The following is an 18541-nucleotide window of genomic DNA, read 5'->3' on the forward strand; positions in this document are numbered from 1 at the left end:
TCTGGCGTGTGGTACATATATCAATTGGCGCAAGCGACTGATGCAAAGCATTTCCAGCGGAGTCCGTGACTCCCGAGGGCGTCAGTTGTAGTGCGATTGTCCGGATAAAAGCCAGGCGAGGTGTTTCGCCTGTTCCAGTTTTGCCGGGTAATCCAGCGAGAGATCGCCCATCAGCCTGACGCAATGTTCGCGCAGGACTCTCAAGGCGTGGTCGCCCAGCGGGGGAGAGTAAGCGAGGCCGATCTGTGCCACTTCTTCGAACAGTTTCAGTTGGTGGGTGCAGTGGTTGGTTGTCTGCAGATCCTGGCGGTCAATGGTGCGGGACTTGTCTGTGTCGAGCATCCATTTGCGCTGTGTCAGGTGATACCGCAGTGCACCGAGGCTGCCATCTTTCATGACCATGTTGCGTACAAGTATGTGGTCTTCCGGATGTTGCTTCAGCCCGGCAGGCAAGGGAGTCGAAACGTCGGTTGCCGGTACCAGGAACCGTGCGTCTATCGCTTCGATATAGACCGCCTCGAAAATCAGATCGACCGCCCAGACAATGCCCTGCGCGGTTATCACGCGAACCTGGTCGATCAGGTCGCCCGTGTTCTGGTATTGCGGCAGATAGATGATCGTCTGGCCGATCTGCAACTGGTTGTCGATGAGCCTGATCTCCACCTCGCCCAGGCTGGAGGCGTCGAATTCCCAGGTCGAGGAAAAGGCCAGTTGCTGGCTCGCGGTCGCCAATGCGCCTGGCGTGGAAATGCGCAACGACATGCCGGGGTTGAGGTGGACGAGGTACTTCGAACCTTCACCGGTGAGGCTTTCCACGGCAGTCTGTTGCGCAGCCGGTTTGAGCATGACGCACTTCTCCCCGCTACCTAGCGCATGTGTCTGGTTGTCGAGCGGTTGCAGGTATTGATGCGTTCCCGCTCTGGGGGAAAGTGGCAGAGGCACGTTGCTGGTCCAATGCATCGGGCCGCTTATTTCAAACGTGTCGTTCAAAAAATGACTGTCGGTGACAGGGGGTTGGATAAGTCGATAAGACGCGCCGTCGTTCATGATCAGAATGAACGAGTGGTTGGTTGCCAGCTCGGGGGCCTTCAACCGGGGCTTGAGATCGCGCATGCCGGACACGGTCGAAGAGGCAAGATTTTTGATCGATAGCTGTTTGCTGCCGAAATGCAGGGTCAGCCCGCATTCCTTGTACATGATGTAGTTGAAATGAGTTCCGCGCATGAGGTCGGCGTTGTAATAAGCCTCGACGTGAGTCAGTTCTGTGCTGGCACAATCGATGTGCAGCGTAGTGACCCCTGTATTACCGGGCGTTGTTACCTGGAAAACCGTCTGGATATTGTTGCGTGACAGCCAGTAGCTCGAACTTCTGTCGTTGGGGACGGTGAGCTGCTTATCAAACACAATGACCGGAAGCTGGCGTGTTCCCTGTCGCAGGATCACCACTTCCACATCGACCGCTAGCGGCGTTTCTATGCTGGCTGGAAGTTCCGGCACGAGATGAAATCCATCTTTGCTGATGAAGGTCAGTTTTCCATTCTGTAGCAATCGTTTGTCCCCGGTTTGCTGGTAGACATTCTTGATCCGGACAATTTTCTTGCTGGTATCGTCGAATTCGAATCCTGACGTGATGACCAGTTCCCGTTTTTCAATCTTCCAGCTTTCGATCAGCTCGCAGGGCCAGTCCAGCGCAATGATGCTTTCATCTGCGCCGTCTTCAATAATCGATACCATGCCGGGGACGTGAGCGATTGCGTAGGCATCCTTGCCTTTGCCGCCATTGGCCGATACGTAACTGCCGAGTAAATAAATCTGGTCCTCGCCGGGGCCTGCATCAATCTCGTCGCGACCACGGGACTTGATGATGTTCGGACCGTCACTGCCGATGACTTCATTGGTTGCACCGGCCAGCGTTTCGACGTTTTCGATACTTTGCAGATGACTGTGCAGCCTGTAGGCCTGCTCTTTTGGAGTGAGCGGCTTGACCAGCAGCGACATCTCGCCCTTATGCAAATCAACTCGAAATCCGTAACGATCTTCGTTGGTTTGCGGAAAGTGCCCCGCCAGTTTCAGCGTGTCGTTACCTGCATCACCTTGCAATTCGGAAATCAGTGTTTCTTGCGTGCCGGTTTTCAGCAGGTCGGCAGCGCCCTCGAAGATGAACTCGTCGGCTTTCTCGCCACCGTTCAGGGATTTATGGCCGGCACCGTAATAGAACCTGTTCGGTTTTTTCTTTACCCCCAGAATCGTGTCGTTACCGCCACCGATAAACCATAGGATGTCTTTGTCGTCGGCAGAAGTTCCAAACACTGCCCCGGGTGTGCCTTGGGTGACGCCTGCATGTGCGTCGATGTTGTCGTTGTTATCGCTGATTCGTGGACGCTTGATGGTTTTGTACTTCGGGTTTTCCGGGGTCCACTCATAAGTCGCGACCTGGAGTGATTCGACTTCCACCCGGAAACTGCCATTGATGATGGCTTCGGTCTGATCCTTGAGTGTTTCGTCCAGCAACTTGCGAGCGGTGGTTTGAAGTTGTTGTGAATGTCGGGCAGCCGATCTGGCAATGAGGTGACGATCTTCAATGCTTTCATCCGGGCTGATGCCCCAGAAAGCGAACCAGCCGGTACGCAGACGCTCTTCGGTGGTCAGCGTGATGTAATCGTCAATGTCATCGACTACATTGATTGCCGCCCAGACTCGCGATCCCGCGACCAGCAGCAAACCCGCGACCAGCCCGATCGGGCCGGCCGAGGAAAATCCGGCCAGGGCCGCGGCGCCGAGCAGCACGGTCATGGTTGCGCTGGTGACGCTCAGCCCGGCATTCACATAATTATTGATCGACTCTTTCCCGGTTGTCCTGGCTGCCGCTTTGAAACCATCCACTGCAGAAATGACATCGAACGGCAGCGTCAGGGCACCGCCGATCAAGCCACCGCCGCGACCCAGCTTGAGGGCGAAACTGGTTTTGGCAAATCCCTTGTAGGCACTCTCGCTGGCTTTGAGCATTTGTGTGGCTTTGCGGGCGACGGCCAGATCGATCGCTATCGAAGCGACATCGGCGGTGAACGCCGAGCTGTTGAACACAATGCCATACGAATCCTTGTCTCTGATCGCATCCTGCAGACCGCGAAGACCACTGTAGATACCGAACGCCTGAAGTCCGATACCGGTGCTGGCCATGGTTCGGCTGCTTGAGCGTTTGACCCAGTTGGGAAGTGGCTCCTCGATATGGGCATGGCGGATATTGAGTCTCTGCGCCGAGTTCAGAAGTTGTTTCAGCTTGGCCTGATAAGCACCTGGATCGGTTTGAGTATCGAGTGGATCAATCAACAAGGGAGGTGCCGTGAGAGGGCGTCGGCTGGCCATTTCGAAGAGCAGGGCCGGCAGTAAATAGTCGTCTGCGCCGGTCGTTGTTTTCATCCGCGCTTCAATGGCGACCGGGTCAAATTGCAGGGCGTTGATAAAGCGCTTTCCTGGGGTACGGAAAAACGTGTTCTTGCCATCCAGGGGTTGCCCGTCGACCGTTGCGCCCAATGTGTCCAGCGCTCTGCGGCTAATGGAGTATTCGCCTATCTGCAGCGGGCCGAAGACTTGGTCCACGGTTTTAAGCTGCGCTCTTTTGTTTTTGAGCGCAGGAGAGGGCGGGCGGGAATTGTCGTCGTCATAGTCGATCGTTGAAGGTTGCCGTTCATTGGCGACAAGTTGCATGTCGGCAATGTCTGCGTCGTTATATTCGATCGAGGACGGGTGAATAAGCGTGGCCATTTGAACATCCTTGTTCTGAGATGAGGTTGTGCTGCGCCGTCATCTTAGGAAAAGGGTTCAAACGAAGTACATCGGCGGGGTGTTGCGGTGTGTTGCGTTTTGGAAGCGGAAGTTGCTGCCAGTTTCGATGCAGGACGTGAGTGTCGAAACTGGCAGTCAGATTCAAATCATCTGAGACTCAAAACATTGTCTGCAAGTATCAGTGCCCGCTGAGCAGCGATGCGGCACCGGCACCGCCGAACAATCCGGCGCTGATGCGGTTGAACCAGCTCTGGCCCTTGCCACTGCGCAGGTAACGCGCTGCACCATGGGCACCGAGGCCGTAGGTCAATTTGCACAGCAGATCGAGCAGCGTCCAGGTGGCGATCATCACCAGCAGTTGCGGCAGGAACGGTTGCTCGGCGCTGAGGAATTGCGGCAGAAACGCGGCGAAAAACAAAATGTCTTTAGGATTGCTGGCGCCAAGCACGAAGGCCCGGCTGAACAATGCGCGGAACTTAGGAACCGGTGCGGCCTGAGGCACTTCGGCCCCCACCGACGGCTGGCGCGATTGCTGCCAGCTCTGCCAGGCGAGGTAGAACAGGTAAATCGCGCCGACGATCTTCAGGGCGCTGAACAGTTTTTCGGACGCCAGCAGCAGGGCGCCCAGCCCCAGCGCCGAGGCACTGAGCAGGCAGATCGAGGCGAACACGCCACCGAGAAACGCCGGGTACGATCGACGCAGACCGTAATTCAGACTGTTGCTGATCATCAGCAACGACAGCGGCCCCGGAATCAGGATCACCACCAGCGCAGCGCCGCTGAACAGCAGCCAGGTTTCCAGACTCATCACTTGCTCCTTTTTATCGTTATCAAGAATGTGCAAAAGCCCCACCCGGTGGGGTGAGGCTGTTTTGAAGCGTGAACCGCGTAGCGCTTACAGGAAGATGAACTTGGCGATGAAGATCGCGCAGAGCACCCACAGGCTGACGGAGATCTCTTTGTATTTACCGGTGCCGGCCTTCAGCGCGACATAGGTAATGAAGCCCAGCGCGATACCGTCGGCGACCGAGAAGGTCAGCGGCATCATGATCGCGGTGACGATCGCCGGAATGCTGTCGGTCGCTTCGTCCCATTCGATGTGCGCCATGCCGCCCATCATCAGCATCGCTACGTAAATCAGCGCGCCAGCGGTGGCATAGGCGGGAATCATGCCGGCCAGCGGTGCAAAGAACATCGCGGCTATAAATAGCACACCCACGGTGACTGCGGTAAGACCAGTCCGACCACCAGCCGCTACACCGGCGGCACTTTCCACGTAACTGGTGACCGGCGGAACGCCGACCACTGCGCCGAAAACGCTGGAGGCGGAGTCGGCTTTCATGGCGCGGGACAGGTTTTCGATGCGGCCGTCAGCGTTCACCAGGTTGGCGCGCTGGGCGACGCCCATCAGGGTGCCGGCGGTGTCGAACATGTGCACGAAGAGGAAGGCCAGGACCACGCTGATCATGCTGACGTTGAACACGCCGGCGACGTTCATGGCCATGAAGGTCGGCGCCAGGCTTGGCGGGGCGGACATGATGCCCTCGTAGTGCACCAGACCAATCCCCCAGCCAGCCAGGGTCACGGTGATGATGCTGATGAGGATCGCGCCGAACACTTTGTGATAGCTGAGGATCGCGATCATCAGGAAGCAGATGGCGGCAAGCAGCGGGCCGGGTTCACGCAGCGAGCCGAGTTTGATCAGGGTGGCCGGGCTATCGACGACGATGCCGGCGGTTTTGAGGCCGATCAGCCCGAGGAACAGACCCACACCCGCGCCCATCGCATAGCGCAGGCTCACCGGAATGCTGTTGAGCAGCCATTCGCGAATCCGCGAAAAGGTCAGGATCATGAACAGCACGCCCGAGACGAACACCGCACCGAGGGCCGTTTCCCAGTTGTAGCCCATGGTGCCGACCACGGTGTAGGTGAAAAACGCGTTGAGGCCCATGCCCGGCGCCAGGCCTACCGGCCAGTTGGCGTAGAGGCCCATCAGCAGGCAGCCCAGCGCGGCGGCGATACAGGTGGCAACGAAGGCTGCACCGTGATCGATCCCGGCATCGGCCATGATGTTCGGGTTGACGAAAATGATGTAAGCCATGGTGATGAAGGTTGTCAGACCGGCAATCAGCTCGGTCTTCACCGTGGTGCCATGCAAGCTGAGTTTGAAGATGCGCTCCAGCAGGCCATTGCGTAACGGCGGCGAGAGTTCCAGCGTCGATGCTTCGGATTTGCGGCTTTCCACAGCGAGTACTCCTCAAGAGTTTTATTGTTATTTCCAGGACCGGACCCATGAGGGGTGGCAGCGGCCCTTTGAGGCATACGCGAATTTGTTGACCATGCGGTCAGGAACTCGCACGCTGTGGATTATGCTTTTGTGTACAAATAAAGCAAATATTGTTTTTGGTTTTGTAGACGAAAAGACTGGCGATCAAGCTATATCACTCGTTCGGGCGATTGGCTCCCAGCGCCAGATTCACCGCCAGCCAGCCGTTGACCGCCGTTTCGCCGGCTTCGGCAAAGACGCGTTCAAGCAATTTCACCTGTTCCCGACGCAGAGCCTGTTCAAATTTCGCGCCTTCAGCAGTCAGCTCCAGCAGGCGTTTACGCTTGTCAGTCTCGGACGCCACGCTGTCCACGAGATGCATTTCCTGCAATTGCCGCAACGGCATGTTCAGCGCTTGCTTGCTGACGCCGAGCAGCGCGAGCAATTCCTTGACGCTCAGGTTCGGGTAGCGGGCGATGAAAAACACGATGCGTTGATGCACGCGGGACAAGCCGCGACGCTCGAGCATTTCATCGGCCTTGGCGGTGAACGCCTGGTAACCGAAGAAAAACGCTTCCATGGCTTGTTGCTGGCTGGCGCAGTTTTTAAGGTCAAGCATATTGACGTTTCCAGAGAGGGTGTCGTAATTTCAGTCAACAAGTTTGACTCATTTTTCCCATGCCTCGCTAGCGGTGACTTCCATGGCTTTTTCCGAACGTGTCTCGCGCCTCAAAAGTTCTCTGATCCGTGAAATCCTTGCCGCGGCTCAGCGCCCGGAGGTCATGTCATTCGCCGGTGGTTTACCGGCCGAAGCGATGCTGCCGAAAGTTGAATGGGCTGAGATGCCGCTGTCTCTCGGCCAGTACGGCATGAGTGAAGGCGAGCCAGCACTGCGCGAAGCGCTGGCGGCAGAGGCGAGGGCGCTGGGTTTGCCGTGTGAGGCGAGTCAGGTGCTGGTGGTCAGTGGCTCCCAGCAAACCCTCGATCTGGCGGCCAAGCTGTACATCGACAAGGGCACCGAAATCCTGCTCGAAGCGCCGACCTATCTGGCGGCCTTGCAGATTTTCCAACTGTTCGGCGCCGATTGCCTGACCGTGCCGCTGGAGGCTGACGGTCCGAACCTTGCGCAATTGCGTCAGCGCCTGGAACAGCATCGCCCGGCGTTCATCTATTTGATTCCGACCTTCCAGAACCCGTCCGCCGTGCGCTACAGCGAAGCCAAGCGCGAAGCCGTTGCGGCATTGCTCGACGAATTCGGCGTGACCCTGATCGAAGATGAGCCTTATCGCGAGCTGACCTTCGACGGCGGCAGTGCCCAGCCGATTGCCGGACGCCTGAAAAAATCCAGCTGGATCTACACCGGCACCGTGTCGAAAACCCTGCTGCCAGGTCTGCGCGTCGGCTATCTGATCGCCAGCCCGGATCTGTTTCCGCATCTGCTCAAGCTCAAACAATCGGCGGATCTGCACACCAACCGCATTGGTCAGTGGCAGGCGTTGCAGTGGATCGGCAGTGAGAAATATCAGCAGCACTTGAGTGAATTGCGTGGCTTCTACCGTCAGCGTCGCGATGCATTTCAATCAGCGCTGGAAACTCACTTCGGCGATCTGGCGGACTGGAACACACCCCAGGGCGGGCTGTTTTTCTGGCTGACCCTGAAGCAACCGCTGGACACCCGCACCTTGCTGAACACCGCGCTGGCCAATGATGTGGCGTTCATGCCGGGCGAACCGTTCTTCCCCGAGCCGGATCGCAACCCCGGCCACCTGCGCCTGAACTTCAGCCACATCGATCCGGCCCGACTGGACGAAGGGCTCAAACGTCTAGCGGCGGTGGTGCGCCAGGCACAGGCCGCGCAGGCAGCATGAAAAAACCGGCCTTCAGGCCGGTTTTTTTGATTCAGACCGCTGCGAACCGCTTGTTCAGATATTCGATGATCGTGTTGGACTCATACATCCAGGTGGTCTGGCCGTTCTCTTCGATGCGCAGGCACGGCACCTTGATCTTGCCACCCTGTTCCAGCAGGGTCTGGCGATCCTGCTCGTTGTTTTTCGCATCCTTCAGGGCCACCGGAACGTTCAGGCGGCGCAGGCTGCGGCGGGTCTTCACGCAGAACGGGCAGGCGTGGAACTGATACAGGGTCAGGTCCTTTGCGGCGGCATCAACCTGAGCCTGGGCAGCGGCGGGGCGCTGCTTCTTGCCCGGGCGGGTGAGGAAATCAACGAAGATGATCAGTTGGCCGAGGCCGACACGAAGCGCTTTGACGAACACGTTACAAGCCTCACAGGGACATTGAAGAAGGCGCGCAGCTTACCCGATTTTTCACGGACGAAAAAAAACCGGCGATCAACGCCGGTTTTTTTTGTGTCACGCATTACTTGATCAGGCTGAGAAACTCGCTGCGGGTCGCCGCGTTTTCACGGAACTCACCGAGCATCACCGAAGTGATCATCGACGAATTCTGTTTCTCGACACCGCGCATCATCATGCACATGTGCTTGGCCTCGATCACCACGGCCACGCCCAGCGCGCCGGTGACCTGCTGGACCGCATCGGCGATCTGGCGGCTGAGGTTTTCCTGGATCTGCAGGCGGCGGGCGTACATGTCGACGATCCGCGCGACCTTCGACAGGCCCAGCACTTTGCCGCTCGGGATGTACGCGACGTGGGCCTTGCCGATGAACGGCAGCAGGTGGTGTTCGCACAACGAGTAGAGCTCGATGTCCTTGACCAGCACCATTTCGCTGTTGTCGGAGCTGAACAGGGCACCATTGGTGACCTCTTCGAGCGTCTGTTCATAACCGCGGCAGAGGTACTGCATGGCTTTGGCGGCACGCTTTGGCGTGTCGAGCAGGCCCTCGCGGGAGACGTCCTCGCCCAATTGGCCGAGAATCGCGGTGTAATTCTGTTCCAGGGACATGAAACTACCTGTGGGGATTTTCGCAAAGGGCAAGGGTACGGTGGCGGACACGACCCTGCAAGTTCGGTGTGACGGGATTATTCGTCGCGGCCTTCCATCATGGTGCGTTTGAGCATCACATACACGGCGCCGGCACCGCCATGTTTCGCCTGGCACGAGCAGAAACCGAGCACTTGCGCATGCTGGCGCAGCCAGGTGTTGACGTGGCTTTTGATCATCGGCCGCTTGCCGTCCAGACGCACGGCCTTGCCGTGGGTGACGCGCACGCAGCGGATTTCGAATCTGGTCGCTTCGGCGAGAAAGGCCCAAAGGGTTTCGCGGGCTTTTTCCACGCTCATGCCGTGCAGGTCGAGGCTGCCTTCGAACGGAATCTGCCCGATCTTGAGCTTGCGCATCTGGCTTTCCTGCACCCCGTCGCGGGCCCATATCAGCTCGTCTTCGGGACCGACGTCGATCACGAACTGATCGGACAGGCCGTCAACGGTAGTGGTGTCGGTGCGCACGGTGGCGGACTGGCGCAGCTTGGCGATCCGGTCACGGTCAGCCTTGGGTTTGCCGGTGTCGGCGCGGTCGTGCTTGATCGGCTTGACGCCTTGGATCGCACTTTTGAACAGGGAAAAATCGTCGTCTTGCATGTCAGCCTCCGCGAAGGGCGGCCAGTTTACCCAAACAGACACAAAACGGCCCGGCAAAAAGCCAGGCCTTCGATTCAATCGTGTTTTTTCATCAGATGCGGGGACATGTTCAGCTCCCGCGATTGCCGTGCGCGACGCCGGCAACGACGCCACAGGGCCACGCCGAAATACAGGAACAACAGGCCGACCGCGAGAATGATCGCCGAGCCGAGCGGTGTTGCATTCAGATCGCCGAGCGCCGGCGGGCGCCCCAGCAGGCTGGCGGCCCCGGCCATCGCCAGCAGCACGCCGAACGTGGCCAGAATGGCCGCGATCGCCGCGCCGAATCGAAATCGCCAGTTGCTTTGGCCTTTGGGCCGCAAGCGGCGTGCGTCAAATCCATCGGATAACTTCATTCCGACCTTCCTCAATGGGTATCGGCCCTTCGACCGGGAGTTGACCGGGTTGTTCCTGAGGCTAGGGTAATTGAAGCAAATGCGAGGTTTTTGCAGATGAGCGGCGAGCTGAGCCGCTCATTTACGGTCGATCAGATCAGGTCCTGAGTCAGCGCGAGGGTGGCGAAGTTGTCGGCCATGATCGCCATTTCCGCTTCCTGTACCTGTTCGGCGCTGAGTACGCGGCCCTTGAACGGCAGATCGCGGGTGGCGCAGGCGTCTTCGACCAGGGTGCAGCGGAAACCCAGGTTCTTCGCCGCGCGCACGGTGGTGCTGACGCTGGAGTGGCTCATGAAACCGCAGACGATCAGGTCCAGCGAGCCGATGGTTTGCAGACGATCGTAGAGTTCGGTGCCGTGGAAGGCGCTCGGCAGCAGTTTGCCGATGATGGTTTCATCGCCCTGGGGTTCCAGGCCGGGGATGAACTCGCCGCGTTCGCCCTGCGGGTCGAACAGACCGCCGACGGTGCCGAGGTGGCGCACATGCACGATCGGTCGGCCGGCTGCGCGGGCGGCGGCAACCAGTTGTTTGATGTTCGCGACAGCCGCGTCCATGCCGCTCAGGGCCAGCGGGCCGCTGAGGTACTCTTTCTGGGCATCGATGATGACCACGGTGGCATGGCTCAACGTGGCCGCTGCGTAACCGCGACCGCTGAGTTGAAACATCGTTTTTGGAACGGACATTCTGGGGCTCCTTCGGGTGGGGCTTTTGCGACATTGTCCTCTGGCTGAGCGGTTCTGTGAATCGCTACCATCGTAGACACCGTCGTTGCTGGCCTGCAGCCTTGTCAAGTTACACGATCTGTTCAATAGCCGAGGGGAAAATCGGAAGCGTCCTACCGTCGCCCCGGAATCTTTCCTGCGTCGTCGCGGCGCGTTTTGGCTGCTAGAATCGCCAGTCGTTTTTTCTGGAGTTCTGCCCCGTGATCACTTCCCGACTTCGTACCCTGCGCGACCACATCCGTTGGGCCGTCAGCCGCTTCCATGGGGAGGATCTGTTTTTCGGCCATGGCACCGACAATGCCTGGGACGAAGCCCGGCAGCTAGTGCTCGGTGCCTTGCACCTGCCATGGGAAATCGCCGACAGCTATCTGGATTGCGCGCTGGAGGACGATGAGCTGGTCAATCTTCAGCGCCTACTCAAACGCCGCATCGAAGAGCGCATTCCGACCGCTTACCTGCTGGGCGAGGCATGGTTCTGCGGCATGTCGTTCATCGTCGATGAGCGCGTGCTGATCCCGCGTTCGCCGATTGGCGAGCTGATCGAAAACCGTTTTGCCCCATGGATCGGCGACGAACCCGCGCGCATTCTCGACCTGTGCACCGGCTCCGGCTGCATCGGCATCGCCTGCGCCTACGAGTTCCAGAACGCCGAAGTGGTGCTGGCGGATCTGTCGTTCGAAGCGCTGGAAGTGGCGAACCAGAACATCGAGCGTCATGGCGTCGATGAGCGTGTGTTCACCGTGCAGGGCGATGGTTTCGACGGCCTGCCGGGTCAACGTTTCGACCTGATCGTGTCGAACCCGCCCTACGTCGATGCGGAAGATTTCGTCGACATGCCGGACGAATACCAGCACGAGCCGGAACTGGGCCTGGCCTGCGGCGATGACGGTTTGAACCTGGTGCGCCGGATGCTCGCCGAAGCGGCGGATCATCTGACCGAGAAGGGTTTGCTGATTGTCGAGGTGGGCAACAGCCAGGTCCACGTCGAGGCGCTGTACCCGGAAGTCGATTTCGCCTGGCTGGAGTTCGAGCGCGGCGGGCATGGCGTGTTCATGCTGACCGCCGAACAGTGCCGCGCCCATCAGGCACTGTTCGCTTCCCGCGTCTGACCTGAACCGATCGTTCCCACCTCCGTGGGAACGATCATTGGCTTAGCGGTGCGTAGCAATCCAGATCAGCAACCCGGCCTGAAACACCGCAAACGCCACCAGGCAAGTAATGGTGAAACGCAAACCGGCGTCTTCACGCTTGAACTTGCTGACCTTGTCTTCCTGCTTCTTCAGCTTCACTTCCTGTTCGGCCAGATTCTGCTCGGCCTGCTGCAACATCTGCGCAGCTTCAAGAATTTCGACGATCTGCAGCTTTTCGCTGTTCCAGTCACCCAACAGGTCGCCGACCTTCACTTCTTTGACGCTACCCTTCAAATGCTGGGCATCGGCGTAAACCACATCAAAGCCGTGCACTCGCAGAAAGTGATCGCGGCGCAGGCGAGTGTCTTCGTTCAGCGCGTCCTTGTTGTTCAAGTCCATGCCGTCGACGGTGTAGGTGGGCCAGCGTTTTTTCGCCCAGTTGATGCCCTGGGCAGCCATGAAACGGCCGATGCCACGGTTCATCGGTTCGATCTGCAAACCGCTGTCCGGGCCGAAGTGCACGCGTTTGGTCGTGTGATCGACCCACACGTCCAGATGATTCTGCTCTTTACGCACGCGCTGAGCGGGCAACTTGATCGCCATGCGCATCAGGCTGTGTTCTTTGCCGTTGCGCTCGGCGTAACCGAATTCAACGAAGCGCAGTGGCCGCCCGCCGGTGTTGCGGTCGGTCTGCAACGGCGCCAGGCGGAGCATCTTGTGGTGCTCGACGTGGACATCCGCCCATGGCAGCTCGACCGCTGGCGGTGCGTCTTTTTCAGCGGTGGTGTCGGGTGAAGTCTGGGTATCAGTCATAACGGCGAGATCCTGTCCAAGCTGCTTGCCGCCAGCCAGTACGCTGGCGACAAAGGCTTATCGGCCGTTTTTCAAAGTCCTAGAGGGTAAAAGAGCTTAACGGGTGCGAAGTCCGTCAATAAATTCAAGGACGCGTGTCCCCAGTTCTGCCGCCAGGGGCAAATTCGGGTCCTTGTAGGAGGCCAGTTGCCGCTTCACGTCGTTGGGCACGATGCGCAACACGTGGTTCATGCCTTCGATCAGCGCCAGTTGCGCGTCCGGTTTGGCGGCCTTGAGCAATTTCGCATCATCGACCTGGACCTGAATGTCGTTGCTGCCTTGCACGATCAGCGCCGGCATTTTCAGCTGGGCGAAGGCCGCCGCCGGATCCTGACGGAACAGCGAAATCAGGTACGGCTGCACACTCGGACGGAAGATCACCTGCAACGGCGCCGGCACATTGTCGTCGGTGCGCCCGGCCTTGAGGCTGTCGAGCAGTTCGTTGCTGCGCAGCATCAGCGGGGGAGGGAGGCTGCGGGCCAGTTGCCGACGCAGCACCTGATCGATCGGTCGGGCCGTGCCGGAGAGCGAGATGACCGCCGCCGCGTCGACCTTTGGCGCCGCCAGGCTGGCAATCAGCGCGCCTTCGCTGTGGCCGAGCAGGATCAACGGGCCGAAGCGCGGATCGGCTTTCAGCTTCTGACCCCAGGCCACGGCGTCCGCCACATAGGCTTCCACCGACAGGTTTCGCTCGTCCGGGGTTGCCGCAAGGCTGGCCGCCACCCCGCGCTTGTCGAAACGCACGCTGGCGACATTGTGTTTGGCCAGCACCCAGGCCAGTCGCTTTAGGCTGTCATTGCGCCCGCCATCGGGGTTGTTTCCGTCACGATCGGTAGGACCCGAGCCGGAAAGGATCAGGACAACCGGCACGGGGCTGTCGGATTTCGGCAGCAACAGCGAGCCGAAAAGTTCGCCATTGTCGGTAGTCAACGTGACCGGTCGTTGCAGGACAGTTGCCTGGACGAAGCCGGTAAACAGGGAAAGGCTCAAGATCAAAACTCGCAGCATCATCACGCCATCATTTGCCAAGGTGCCGGTTGGACTCACCCACACCGCTAAGGTTCGAGGATGAACTACTCGGTTAGCCTGCGTATACTGGCGCGCATCACGAATTTGGGTTCGATTTCACGGAGCGTCCTGCATGTCCGGCAATACCTACGGCAAGCTGTTCACTGTCACCACCGCGGGCGAAAGCCATGGTCCGGCGTTGGTCGCCATTGTCGACGGCTGCCCGCCGGGCCTGGAGATTTCCCTTGAGGACCTGCAACGCGACCTCGATCGTCGCAAGCCGGGCACCAGCCGCCACACCACCCAGCGCCAGGAAGCCGACGAAGTCGAAATCCTTTCCGGCGTGTTCGAGGGCCGCACCACCGGCTGCTCCATCGGCCTGCTGATCCGCAACACCGACCAGAAGTCCAAGGACTACTCGGCGATCAAGGATCTGTTCCGCCCGGCCCACGCCGACTACACCTACCACCACAAATACGGCGAGCGCGATTATCGCGGCGGCGGTCGCAGCTCGGCGCGGGAAACCGCCATGCGCGTCGCGGCCGGCGCCATCGCCAAGAAATACCTGGCCAGCCAGGGCATCGTCATTCGCGGCTACATGAGCCAGCTCGGCCCGATCGAAATCCCGTTCAAGACCTGGGAATCGGTCGAGCAGAACGCCTTCTTCAGCCCGGACCCGGACAAGGTGCCGGAGCTGGAAGCCTATATGGACCAGCTGCGTCGCGATCAGGATTCCGTCGGGGCGAAGATCACCGTGGTTGCCGAAGGTGTGATGCCGGGCCTGGGCGAGCCGATCTTCGACCGTCTCGACGCCGAACTGGCCCACGCACTGATGAGCATCAACGCGGTCAAAGGCGTGGAAATCGGCGCCGGTTTCGCCTGCGTTGCCCAGCGCGGCACCGAACACCGTGATGAGCTGACTCCGGAAGGTTTCCTCAGCAACAACGCCGGCGGCATTCTCGGCGGGATCTCTTCGGGTCAGCCGATCGTCGCGCACCTGGCGTTGAAGCCGACCTCGAGCATCACCACCCCGGGCCGTTCGATCGACATTGACGGCAACCCTGTCGATGTCATTACCAAGGGCCGTCACGACCCATGTGTCGGTATCCGCGCTACGCCGATTGCCGAGGCGATGATGGCCATCGTGCTGATGGATCACCTGCTGCGTCACCGTGGCCAGAACGCCGATGTGCGCGTGAGCACCCCGGTGCTGGGTCAGCTTTGATGGGTGATCTCAAAGCCGCCGCGGTCTGACCGTGGCGGCGCTCCCGTACTGGCGGCTGTCCAGTTTCTATCTGTTCTATTTCGCCTTGCTCGGTTCGACGGCGCCGTTTCTGGCGCTGTACTTCGATCACCTCGGATTCAGCGCCGCGCGCATCGGCGAGCTGGTGGCGATCCCGATGCTGATGCGCTGCGTGGCGCCGAACATCTGGGGCTGGCTCGGCGATTACACCGGCAGGCGCCTGGCCATCGTGCGCTTCGGCGCGGTGTGTACGCTGCTGACGTTCTCATTGATTTTCGTCAGCAAGACCTACGCCTGGCTGGCGATGGTCATGGCGTTGCATGCGTTCTTCTGGCACGCCGTGCTGCCGCAGTTTGAAGTCATCACCCTCGCGCATCTGCAAGGCCAGACCTCCCGCTACAGTCAGATTCGGCTGTGGGGTTCCATCGGTTTCATCATCACTGTGGTCGCCCTCGGTCGCCTGTTCGAATGGCTCAGCCTCGACATCTACCCGGCGGCGCTGGTGTTGATCATGGCCGGCATCGTGCTCAGCAGTCTGTGGGTGCCGAACGCTCAGCCGCCTCAGGGCAACCGGCCGACAGGCGAGGGCTTTCTCAAGCAATTGCGCAATCCTGGGGTGCTGGCATTCTACGGTTGCGTGGCGCTGATGCAGATGAGCCACGGGCCGTATTACACGTTTTTGACTCTGCACCTTGAGCGACTGGGTTACAGCCGTGGCGTGATCGGCATGCTCTGGGCGGTCGGCGTGGTGGCGGAAGTGCTGATGTTCATGGCCATGAGCCGGATCCTCGCGCGTTTTTCCCTGCGGCGGGTGCTGATGGCGAGTTTTCTGCTGGCGGCGTTGCGCTGGTTGCTGCTAGGTTCGTTCGCCGAGTTCCTCTGGGTCTTGCTGTTTGCCCAAGTGCTGCACGCGGCGACCTTCGGCAGCTTTCATGCGGCTGCCATCGCGTTCGTGCAACGTAGCTTCGGCGCGCGCCAGCAAGGACAGGGCCAGGCGCTGTATGCAGCGCTGGCCGGCACCGGTGGCGCGCTCGGCGCGTTGTATTCCGGCTACAGCTGGAATGCCCTCGGCGCGACATTGACCTTTAGTATTGCCAGTCTCGCAGCGCTCGCCGCTGCCGTTATCATTGCCATTCGAATGCAAGAGGACAGGCCATGAGCCTTACCCGTGAACAGCTTGCCCAGCAAATTGTCGACGCCGGGCGTTTTCTTTATGGTCGCGGCTGGTCGCCGGCCACCAGCAGCAATTACTCGACGCGTCTGTCGCCGAGCGAAGCGCTGCTGACCGTGTCCGGCAAGCACAAGGGCCAGTTGGGCCTGGACGACGTGCTCGCCACCGACCTGTCCGGCAACAGTCTTGAGCCCGGCAAAAAGCCGTCCGCCGAAACCTTGTTGCATACCCAGCTCTACAGCTGGCGCCCGGAGATCGGCGCGGTGTTGCACACTCACTCGGTGAACGCCACGGTGCTGTCGCGACTGACGCCGCAAGACTTCATCGAGTTCGAAGACTACGAACTGCAAAAAGCTTTCAGCGGCATCTCGACCCACGAATCCCGGGTGCGCGTGCCGATCTTCGACAACGATCAGGACATTGCGCGCCTCGCCGCCAAGGTGCAGCCTTGGCTCGACGCCCATCCCGATTGCGTCGGTTATCTGATTCGCGGCCACGGCCTCTACACCTGGGGTGCGCAGATGAGCGACGCGTTGCGCCAGATCGAGGCCTTTGAATTCCTGTTTGAATGCGAGTTGAAGACCCGCAGCGTCATGAACCGCCAAGGCTGACTTCACCAGAACCAGCCCCTTTGCCTGATGAATGCAGTGCCCGACCGGTCTGAAAGAACCGGACGGCAAGGCCGATACCGAGGAATGCCCCATGAGCAGCCTGTCCGTCTATCACGTTTCCAGCCCCGAGATTCCGAACAAGGTGCTGACCCATTTCGAAGACATCGCTTCGACCCTGGCCGAGCAGGGCGTGCGCTTCGACCGTTGGCAAGCCGCCGCGAAGATCCAGCCCGGCGCCAGCCAGGAAGAAGTGATCGGTGCCTATAAAGAACAGATCGATAAACTGATGACCGAGCGCGGTTACATCACGGTCGATGTGATCAGCCTCAACAGCGATCACCCGCAAAAAGCCGAATTGCGCGCCAAGTTCCTCGAAGAACATCGCCATGGTGAAGACGAAGTACGCTTCTTCGTCGCCGGTCGCGGTCTGTTTACCCTGCACATCGACGATTACGTCTACGCCGTGCTGTGCGAAAAGAACGACCTGATTTCGGTGCCGGCCGGCACCAAACACTGGTTCGACATGGGCGAGAATCCGCACTTTGTGGCGATCCGCCTGTTCAACAACCCTGAAGGCTGGGTCGCCAACTTCACCGGCGAAGACATCGCCGGCCGCTTCCCGCGTCTGGAGGACTGAGCCGATGTCGATCAAGGTCATTCTCACCGACATCGAAGGCACCACCAGCGCAGTGAGTTTTGTGTTCGACGTGCTGTTCCCGTATGCGGCGAAGCACCTGCCAGACTTCGTTCGCCAGAACGCCCAGCGTGCCGACGTTGCCGAGCAACTGGACGCCGTGCGCCGCGACAGCAACGAACCGCAGGCTGATGTCGAGCGAGTCGTGGAAATTCTGCTGGCCTGGATCGCCGAAGACCGCAAGGCCACGCCGCTGAAAGCGTTGCAGGGCATGGTCTGGGAGCAGGGTTATCAGGCCGGGCAGTTGAAAGGCCATGTTTACCCGGACGCCGTTGAAGCGCTCCAGCGCTGGCATCAGGCCGGTTATCAACTGTTTGTGTATTCGTCCGGTTCGATCCAGGCGCAGAAGCTGATTTTCGGCTGCTCGGAAGCAGGGGATCTGACGCCGCTGTTCAGCGGCTACTTCGACACCACGTCGGGCCCCAAGCGCGAGGCGCAGTCGTACAGCAACATCCAGCAGGCCATCGGGGTCGAACCAGAGGAGATTCTGTTCCTGTCCGACATCGTGCAAGAACTCGATGCCGCCCAGGCTGCTGGCCTGCAAACCTGCGGCCTGGCCCGTGAAGGCGGGGAGTTGGCAGGGCATGTGACCGTCGACAGCTTCACCGGGATTGAGCCGGAAGCGTTCTGAGTTCACCCAATCGACGCGCAAAAAAAACAGGCCGTGAAGCGAAAGCTCCACGGCCTGTCTGTTTATACGGTGTTCGAATTACATCGAGTGATAGGTCGGCAGGGCAAAACGCTGCTGGCTTTGCAGCATGCCGATCTGCGGCAGCTCGCTGGCCTGTTCCGCCAGATCACGACGGATCGCGCTGATTGCCCACGACAGTTGATCACCGGTATGCAGTTGCTGATACGTGAGCGCACGTTTGAACACTTTGCCGTCGGCACTCTTCAGCGTCAGCAGGATCCCGCCATCGGGACGGGGCTGGGTGGTGACGGCGAAGTTGGAAAACAGGGAGGTAAATTTTTCTTGGATCAGGTTCATGTCTTTCAGCTCCGTATGCACTTGAATGGCAAGCATGTATAGGGAGTTGCAGCGATTGTGCCAGTATTTGAGTTTTTAAAA

19 protein-coding genes are annotated in these 18541 nt (G+C 59.5%); 7 read left to right on the forward strand and 12 right to left on the reverse strand.

The window, feature by feature from the left end:
- Window positions 1-81 precede the first annotated feature (81 nt).
- The 4 genes from L6D82_RS25935 to L6D82_RS25950 all read right to left on the reverse strand — a co-directional run bounded on the left by L6D82_RS25935 (window position 82) and on the right by L6D82_RS25950 (window position 6671).
- The gene (locus L6D82_RS25935; protein ID WP_236191928.1) at window positions 82-3765 is read right to left on the reverse strand and encodes a calcium-binding protein; all 3684 of its coding nucleotides are present in this window, start codon (window positions 3763-3765) and stop codon (window positions 82-84) included.
- 199 nt (window positions 3766-3964) lie between these two features.
- A complete protein-coding gene (locus L6D82_RS25940; protein WP_007960020.1) occupies window positions 3965-4594 on the reverse strand; it encodes a LysE family translocator in 630 nt (209 codons plus the stop codon).
- A gap of 87 nt (window positions 4595-4681) precedes the next feature.
- Window positions 4682-6031: an NCS2 family permease gene (locus tag L6D82_RS25945; RefSeq protein ID WP_007960018.1), complete on the reverse strand. Its 1350-nt coding sequence runs from the start codon at window positions 6029-6031 to the stop codon at window positions 4682-4684.
- A gap of 196 nt (window positions 6032-6227) precedes the next feature.
- Window positions 6228-6671 carry a MarR family winged helix-turn-helix transcriptional regulator gene (locus L6D82_RS25950; RefSeq protein WP_236191929.1) on the reverse strand — a complete coding sequence of 148 codons (444 nt, stop codon included), beginning with the start codon at window positions 6669-6671 and terminating at the stop codon, window positions 6228-6230.
- Between the two features lie 82 nt (window positions 6672-6753).
- On the opposite strand from L6D82_RS25950, the gene L6D82_RS25955 reads away from it, so the two are divergent.
- Window positions 6754-7920, forward strand: coding sequence for an aminotransferase-like domain-containing protein (locus L6D82_RS25955; RefSeq protein WP_085748498.1), 1167 nt, complete (start codon window positions 6754-6756; stop codon window positions 7918-7920).
- Between the two features lie 31 nt (window positions 7921-7951).
- On the opposite strand, the gene L6D82_RS25960 is transcribed toward L6D82_RS25955, so the two are convergent.
- The 5 genes from L6D82_RS25960 to L6D82_RS25980 all read right to left on the reverse strand — a co-directional run bounded on the left by L6D82_RS25960 (window position 7952) and on the right by L6D82_RS25980 (window position 10724).
- Entirely contained in the window at window positions 7952-8323 is a 372-nt protein-coding gene (locus tag L6D82_RS25960; RefSeq protein ID WP_007960011.1) for a glutathione S-transferase N-terminal domain-containing protein, read from the reverse strand.
- 103 nt (window positions 8324-8426) lie between these two features.
- Window positions 8427-8972, reverse strand: a complete 546-nt coding sequence (gene folE, locus L6D82_RS25965) for a GTP cyclohydrolase I FolE (protein ID WP_003204506.1) — start codon at window positions 8970-8972, stop codon at window positions 8427-8429.
- A 77-nt stretch (window positions 8973-9049) separates the two neighbouring features.
- Window positions 9050-9607, reverse strand: coding sequence for a Smr/MutS family protein (locus tag L6D82_RS25970; RefSeq protein ID WP_085748499.1), 558 nt, complete (start codon window positions 9605-9607; stop codon window positions 9050-9052).
- A 74-nt stretch (window positions 9608-9681) separates the two neighbouring features.
- The gene (locus L6D82_RS25975; RefSeq protein WP_007960009.1) at window positions 9682-10002 is read right to left on the reverse strand and encodes a hypothetical protein; all 321 of its coding nucleotides are present in this window, start codon (window positions 10000-10002) and stop codon (window positions 9682-9684) included.
- Window positions 10003-10133: 131 nt separating this feature from the next.
- Window positions 10134-10724, reverse strand: coding sequence for a cysteine hydrolase family protein (locus tag L6D82_RS25980; RefSeq protein WP_011333204.1), 591 nt, complete (start codon window positions 10722-10724; stop codon window positions 10134-10136).
- Window positions 10725-10963: 239 nt separating this feature from the next.
- Between L6D82_RS25980 and prmB the strand changes: the two genes are divergently transcribed.
- Window positions 10964-11872: a 50S ribosomal protein L3 N(5)-glutamine methyltransferase gene (gene prmB / locus L6D82_RS25985; RefSeq protein WP_236191930.1), complete on the forward strand. Its 909-nt coding sequence runs from the start codon at window positions 10964-10966 to the stop codon at window positions 11870-11872.
- A 42-nt stretch (window positions 11873-11914) separates the two neighbouring features.
- On the opposite strand, the gene L6D82_RS25990 is transcribed toward prmB, so the two are convergent.
- On the reverse strand, window positions 11915-12706 hold the full coding sequence (locus tag L6D82_RS25990) for a hypothetical protein (protein WP_085649374.1): 792 nt from the start codon (window positions 12704-12706) through the stop codon (window positions 11915-11917).
- A 96-nt stretch (window positions 12707-12802) separates the two neighbouring features.
- Complete coding sequence (locus L6D82_RS25995; protein ID WP_102688278.1) at window positions 12803-13756, reverse strand: alpha/beta hydrolase; 954 nt, start codon at window positions 13754-13756, stop codon at window positions 12803-12805.
- A 130-nt stretch (window positions 13757-13886) separates the two neighbouring features.
- Between L6D82_RS25995 and aroC the strand changes: the two genes are divergently transcribed.
- The 5 genes from aroC (at window position 13887) to mtnC (ending at window position 18103) form a co-directional block, all read left to right on the forward strand.
- Window positions 13887-14978 (forward strand): chorismate synthase, encoded by a 1092-nt coding sequence (gene aroC, locus L6D82_RS26000; protein ID WP_011333207.1) that lies wholly within the window; start codon window positions 13887-13889, stop codon window positions 14976-14978.
- 31 nt (window positions 14979-15009) lie between these two features.
- Window positions 15010-16155, forward strand: a complete 1146-nt coding sequence (locus tag L6D82_RS26005) for an MFS transporter (RefSeq protein ID WP_011333208.1) — start codon at window positions 15010-15012, stop codon at window positions 16153-16155.
- Window positions 16152-16778, forward strand: coding sequence for a methylthioribulose 1-phosphate dehydratase (locus L6D82_RS26010; protein ID WP_007959997.1), 627 nt, complete (start codon window positions 16152-16154; stop codon window positions 16776-16778). Before L6D82_RS26005 ends, L6D82_RS26010 begins: the two co-directional genes overlap by 4 nt.
- A 91-nt stretch (window positions 16779-16869) precedes the next feature.
- Window positions 16870-17415 carry a 1,2-dihydroxy-3-keto-5-methylthiopentene dioxygenase gene (locus L6D82_RS26015; protein WP_039770173.1) on the forward strand — a complete coding sequence of 182 codons (546 nt, stop codon included), beginning with the start codon at window positions 16870-16872 and terminating at the stop codon, window positions 17413-17415.
- 4 nt (window positions 17416-17419) lie between these two features.
- Window positions 17420-18103 (forward strand): acireductone synthase, encoded by a 684-nt coding sequence (gene mtnC / locus L6D82_RS26020; RefSeq protein WP_236191931.1) that lies wholly within the window; start codon window positions 17420-17422, stop codon window positions 18101-18103.
- Window positions 18104-18181: 78 nt separating this feature from the next.
- Here the strand turns inward: mtnC and L6D82_RS26025 are convergent, their stop codons facing one another.
- Entirely contained in the window at window positions 18182-18460 is a 279-nt protein-coding gene (locus L6D82_RS26025; protein ID WP_039769924.1) for a DUF3509 domain-containing protein, read from the reverse strand.
- Window positions 18461-18541: the final 81 nt, after the last annotated feature.

Source organism: Pseudomonas paraglycinae (assembly GCF_021601625.1).
Classification (GTDB): domain Bacteria; phylum Pseudomonadota; class Gammaproteobacteria; order Pseudomonadales; family Pseudomonadaceae; genus Aquipseudomonas; species Aquipseudomonas paraglycinae.

Bases quoted from the DNA above. Each gene is read 5' to 3' on its own strand.
- L6D82_RS25935 (WP_236191928.1), bottom strand. From the start codon at position 3,765: ATGGCCACGCTTATTCACCCGTCCTCGATCGAATATAACGACGCAGAC.
- aroC (WP_011333207.1), top strand. From the start codon at position 13,887: ATGTCCGGCAATACCTACGGCAAGCTGTTCACTGTCACCACCGCGGGC.
- L6D82_RS26010 (WP_007959997.1), top strand. From the start codon at position 16,152: ATGAGCCTTACCCGTGAACAGCTTGCCCAGCAAATTGTCGACGCCGGG.
- L6D82_RS25970 (WP_085748499.1), bottom strand. From the start codon at position 9,607: ATGCAAGACGACGATTTTTCCCTGTTCAAAAGTGCGATCCAAGGCGTC.
- L6D82_RS25975 (WP_007960009.1), bottom strand. From the start codon at position 10,002: ATGAAGTTATCCGATGGATTTGACGCACGCCGCTTGCGGCCCAAAGGC.
- L6D82_RS25990 (WP_085649374.1), bottom strand. From the start codon at position 12,706: ATGACTGATACCCAGACTTCACCCGACACCACCGCTGAAAAAGACGCA.
- L6D82_RS25980 (WP_011333204.1), bottom strand. From the start codon at position 10,724: ATGTCCGTTCCAAAAACGATGTTTCAACTCAGCGGTCGCGGTTACGCA.
- L6D82_RS26025 (WP_039769924.1), bottom strand. From the start codon at position 18,460: ATGAACCTGATCCAAGAAAAATTTACCTCCCTGTTTTCCAACTTCGCC.
- L6D82_RS26015 (WP_039770173.1), top strand. From the start codon at position 16,870: ATGAGCAGCCTGTCCGTCTATCACGTTTCCAGCCCCGAGATTCCGAAC.
- L6D82_RS25995 (WP_102688278.1), bottom strand. From the start codon at position 13,756: ATGATGCTGCGAGTTTTGATCTTGAGCCTTTCCCTGTTTACCGGCTTC.
- mtnC (WP_236191931.1), top strand. From the start codon at position 17,420: ATGTCGATCAAGGTCATTCTCACCGACATCGAAGGCACCACCAGCGCA.
- L6D82_RS25955 (WP_085748498.1), top strand. From the start codon at position 6,754: ATGGCTTTTTCCGAACGTGTCTCGCGCCTCAAAAGTTCTCTGATCCGT.
- L6D82_RS25940 (WP_007960020.1), bottom strand. From the start codon at position 4,594: ATGAGTCTGGAAACCTGGCTGCTGTTCAGCGGCGCTGCGCTGGTGGTG.
- folE (WP_003204506.1), bottom strand. From the start codon at position 8,972: ATGTCCCTGGAACAGAATTACACCGCGATTCTCGGCCAATTGGGCGAG.
- L6D82_RS25950 (WP_236191929.1), bottom strand. From the start codon at position 6,671: ATGCTTGACCTTAAAAACTGCGCCAGCCAGCAACAAGCCATGGAAGCG.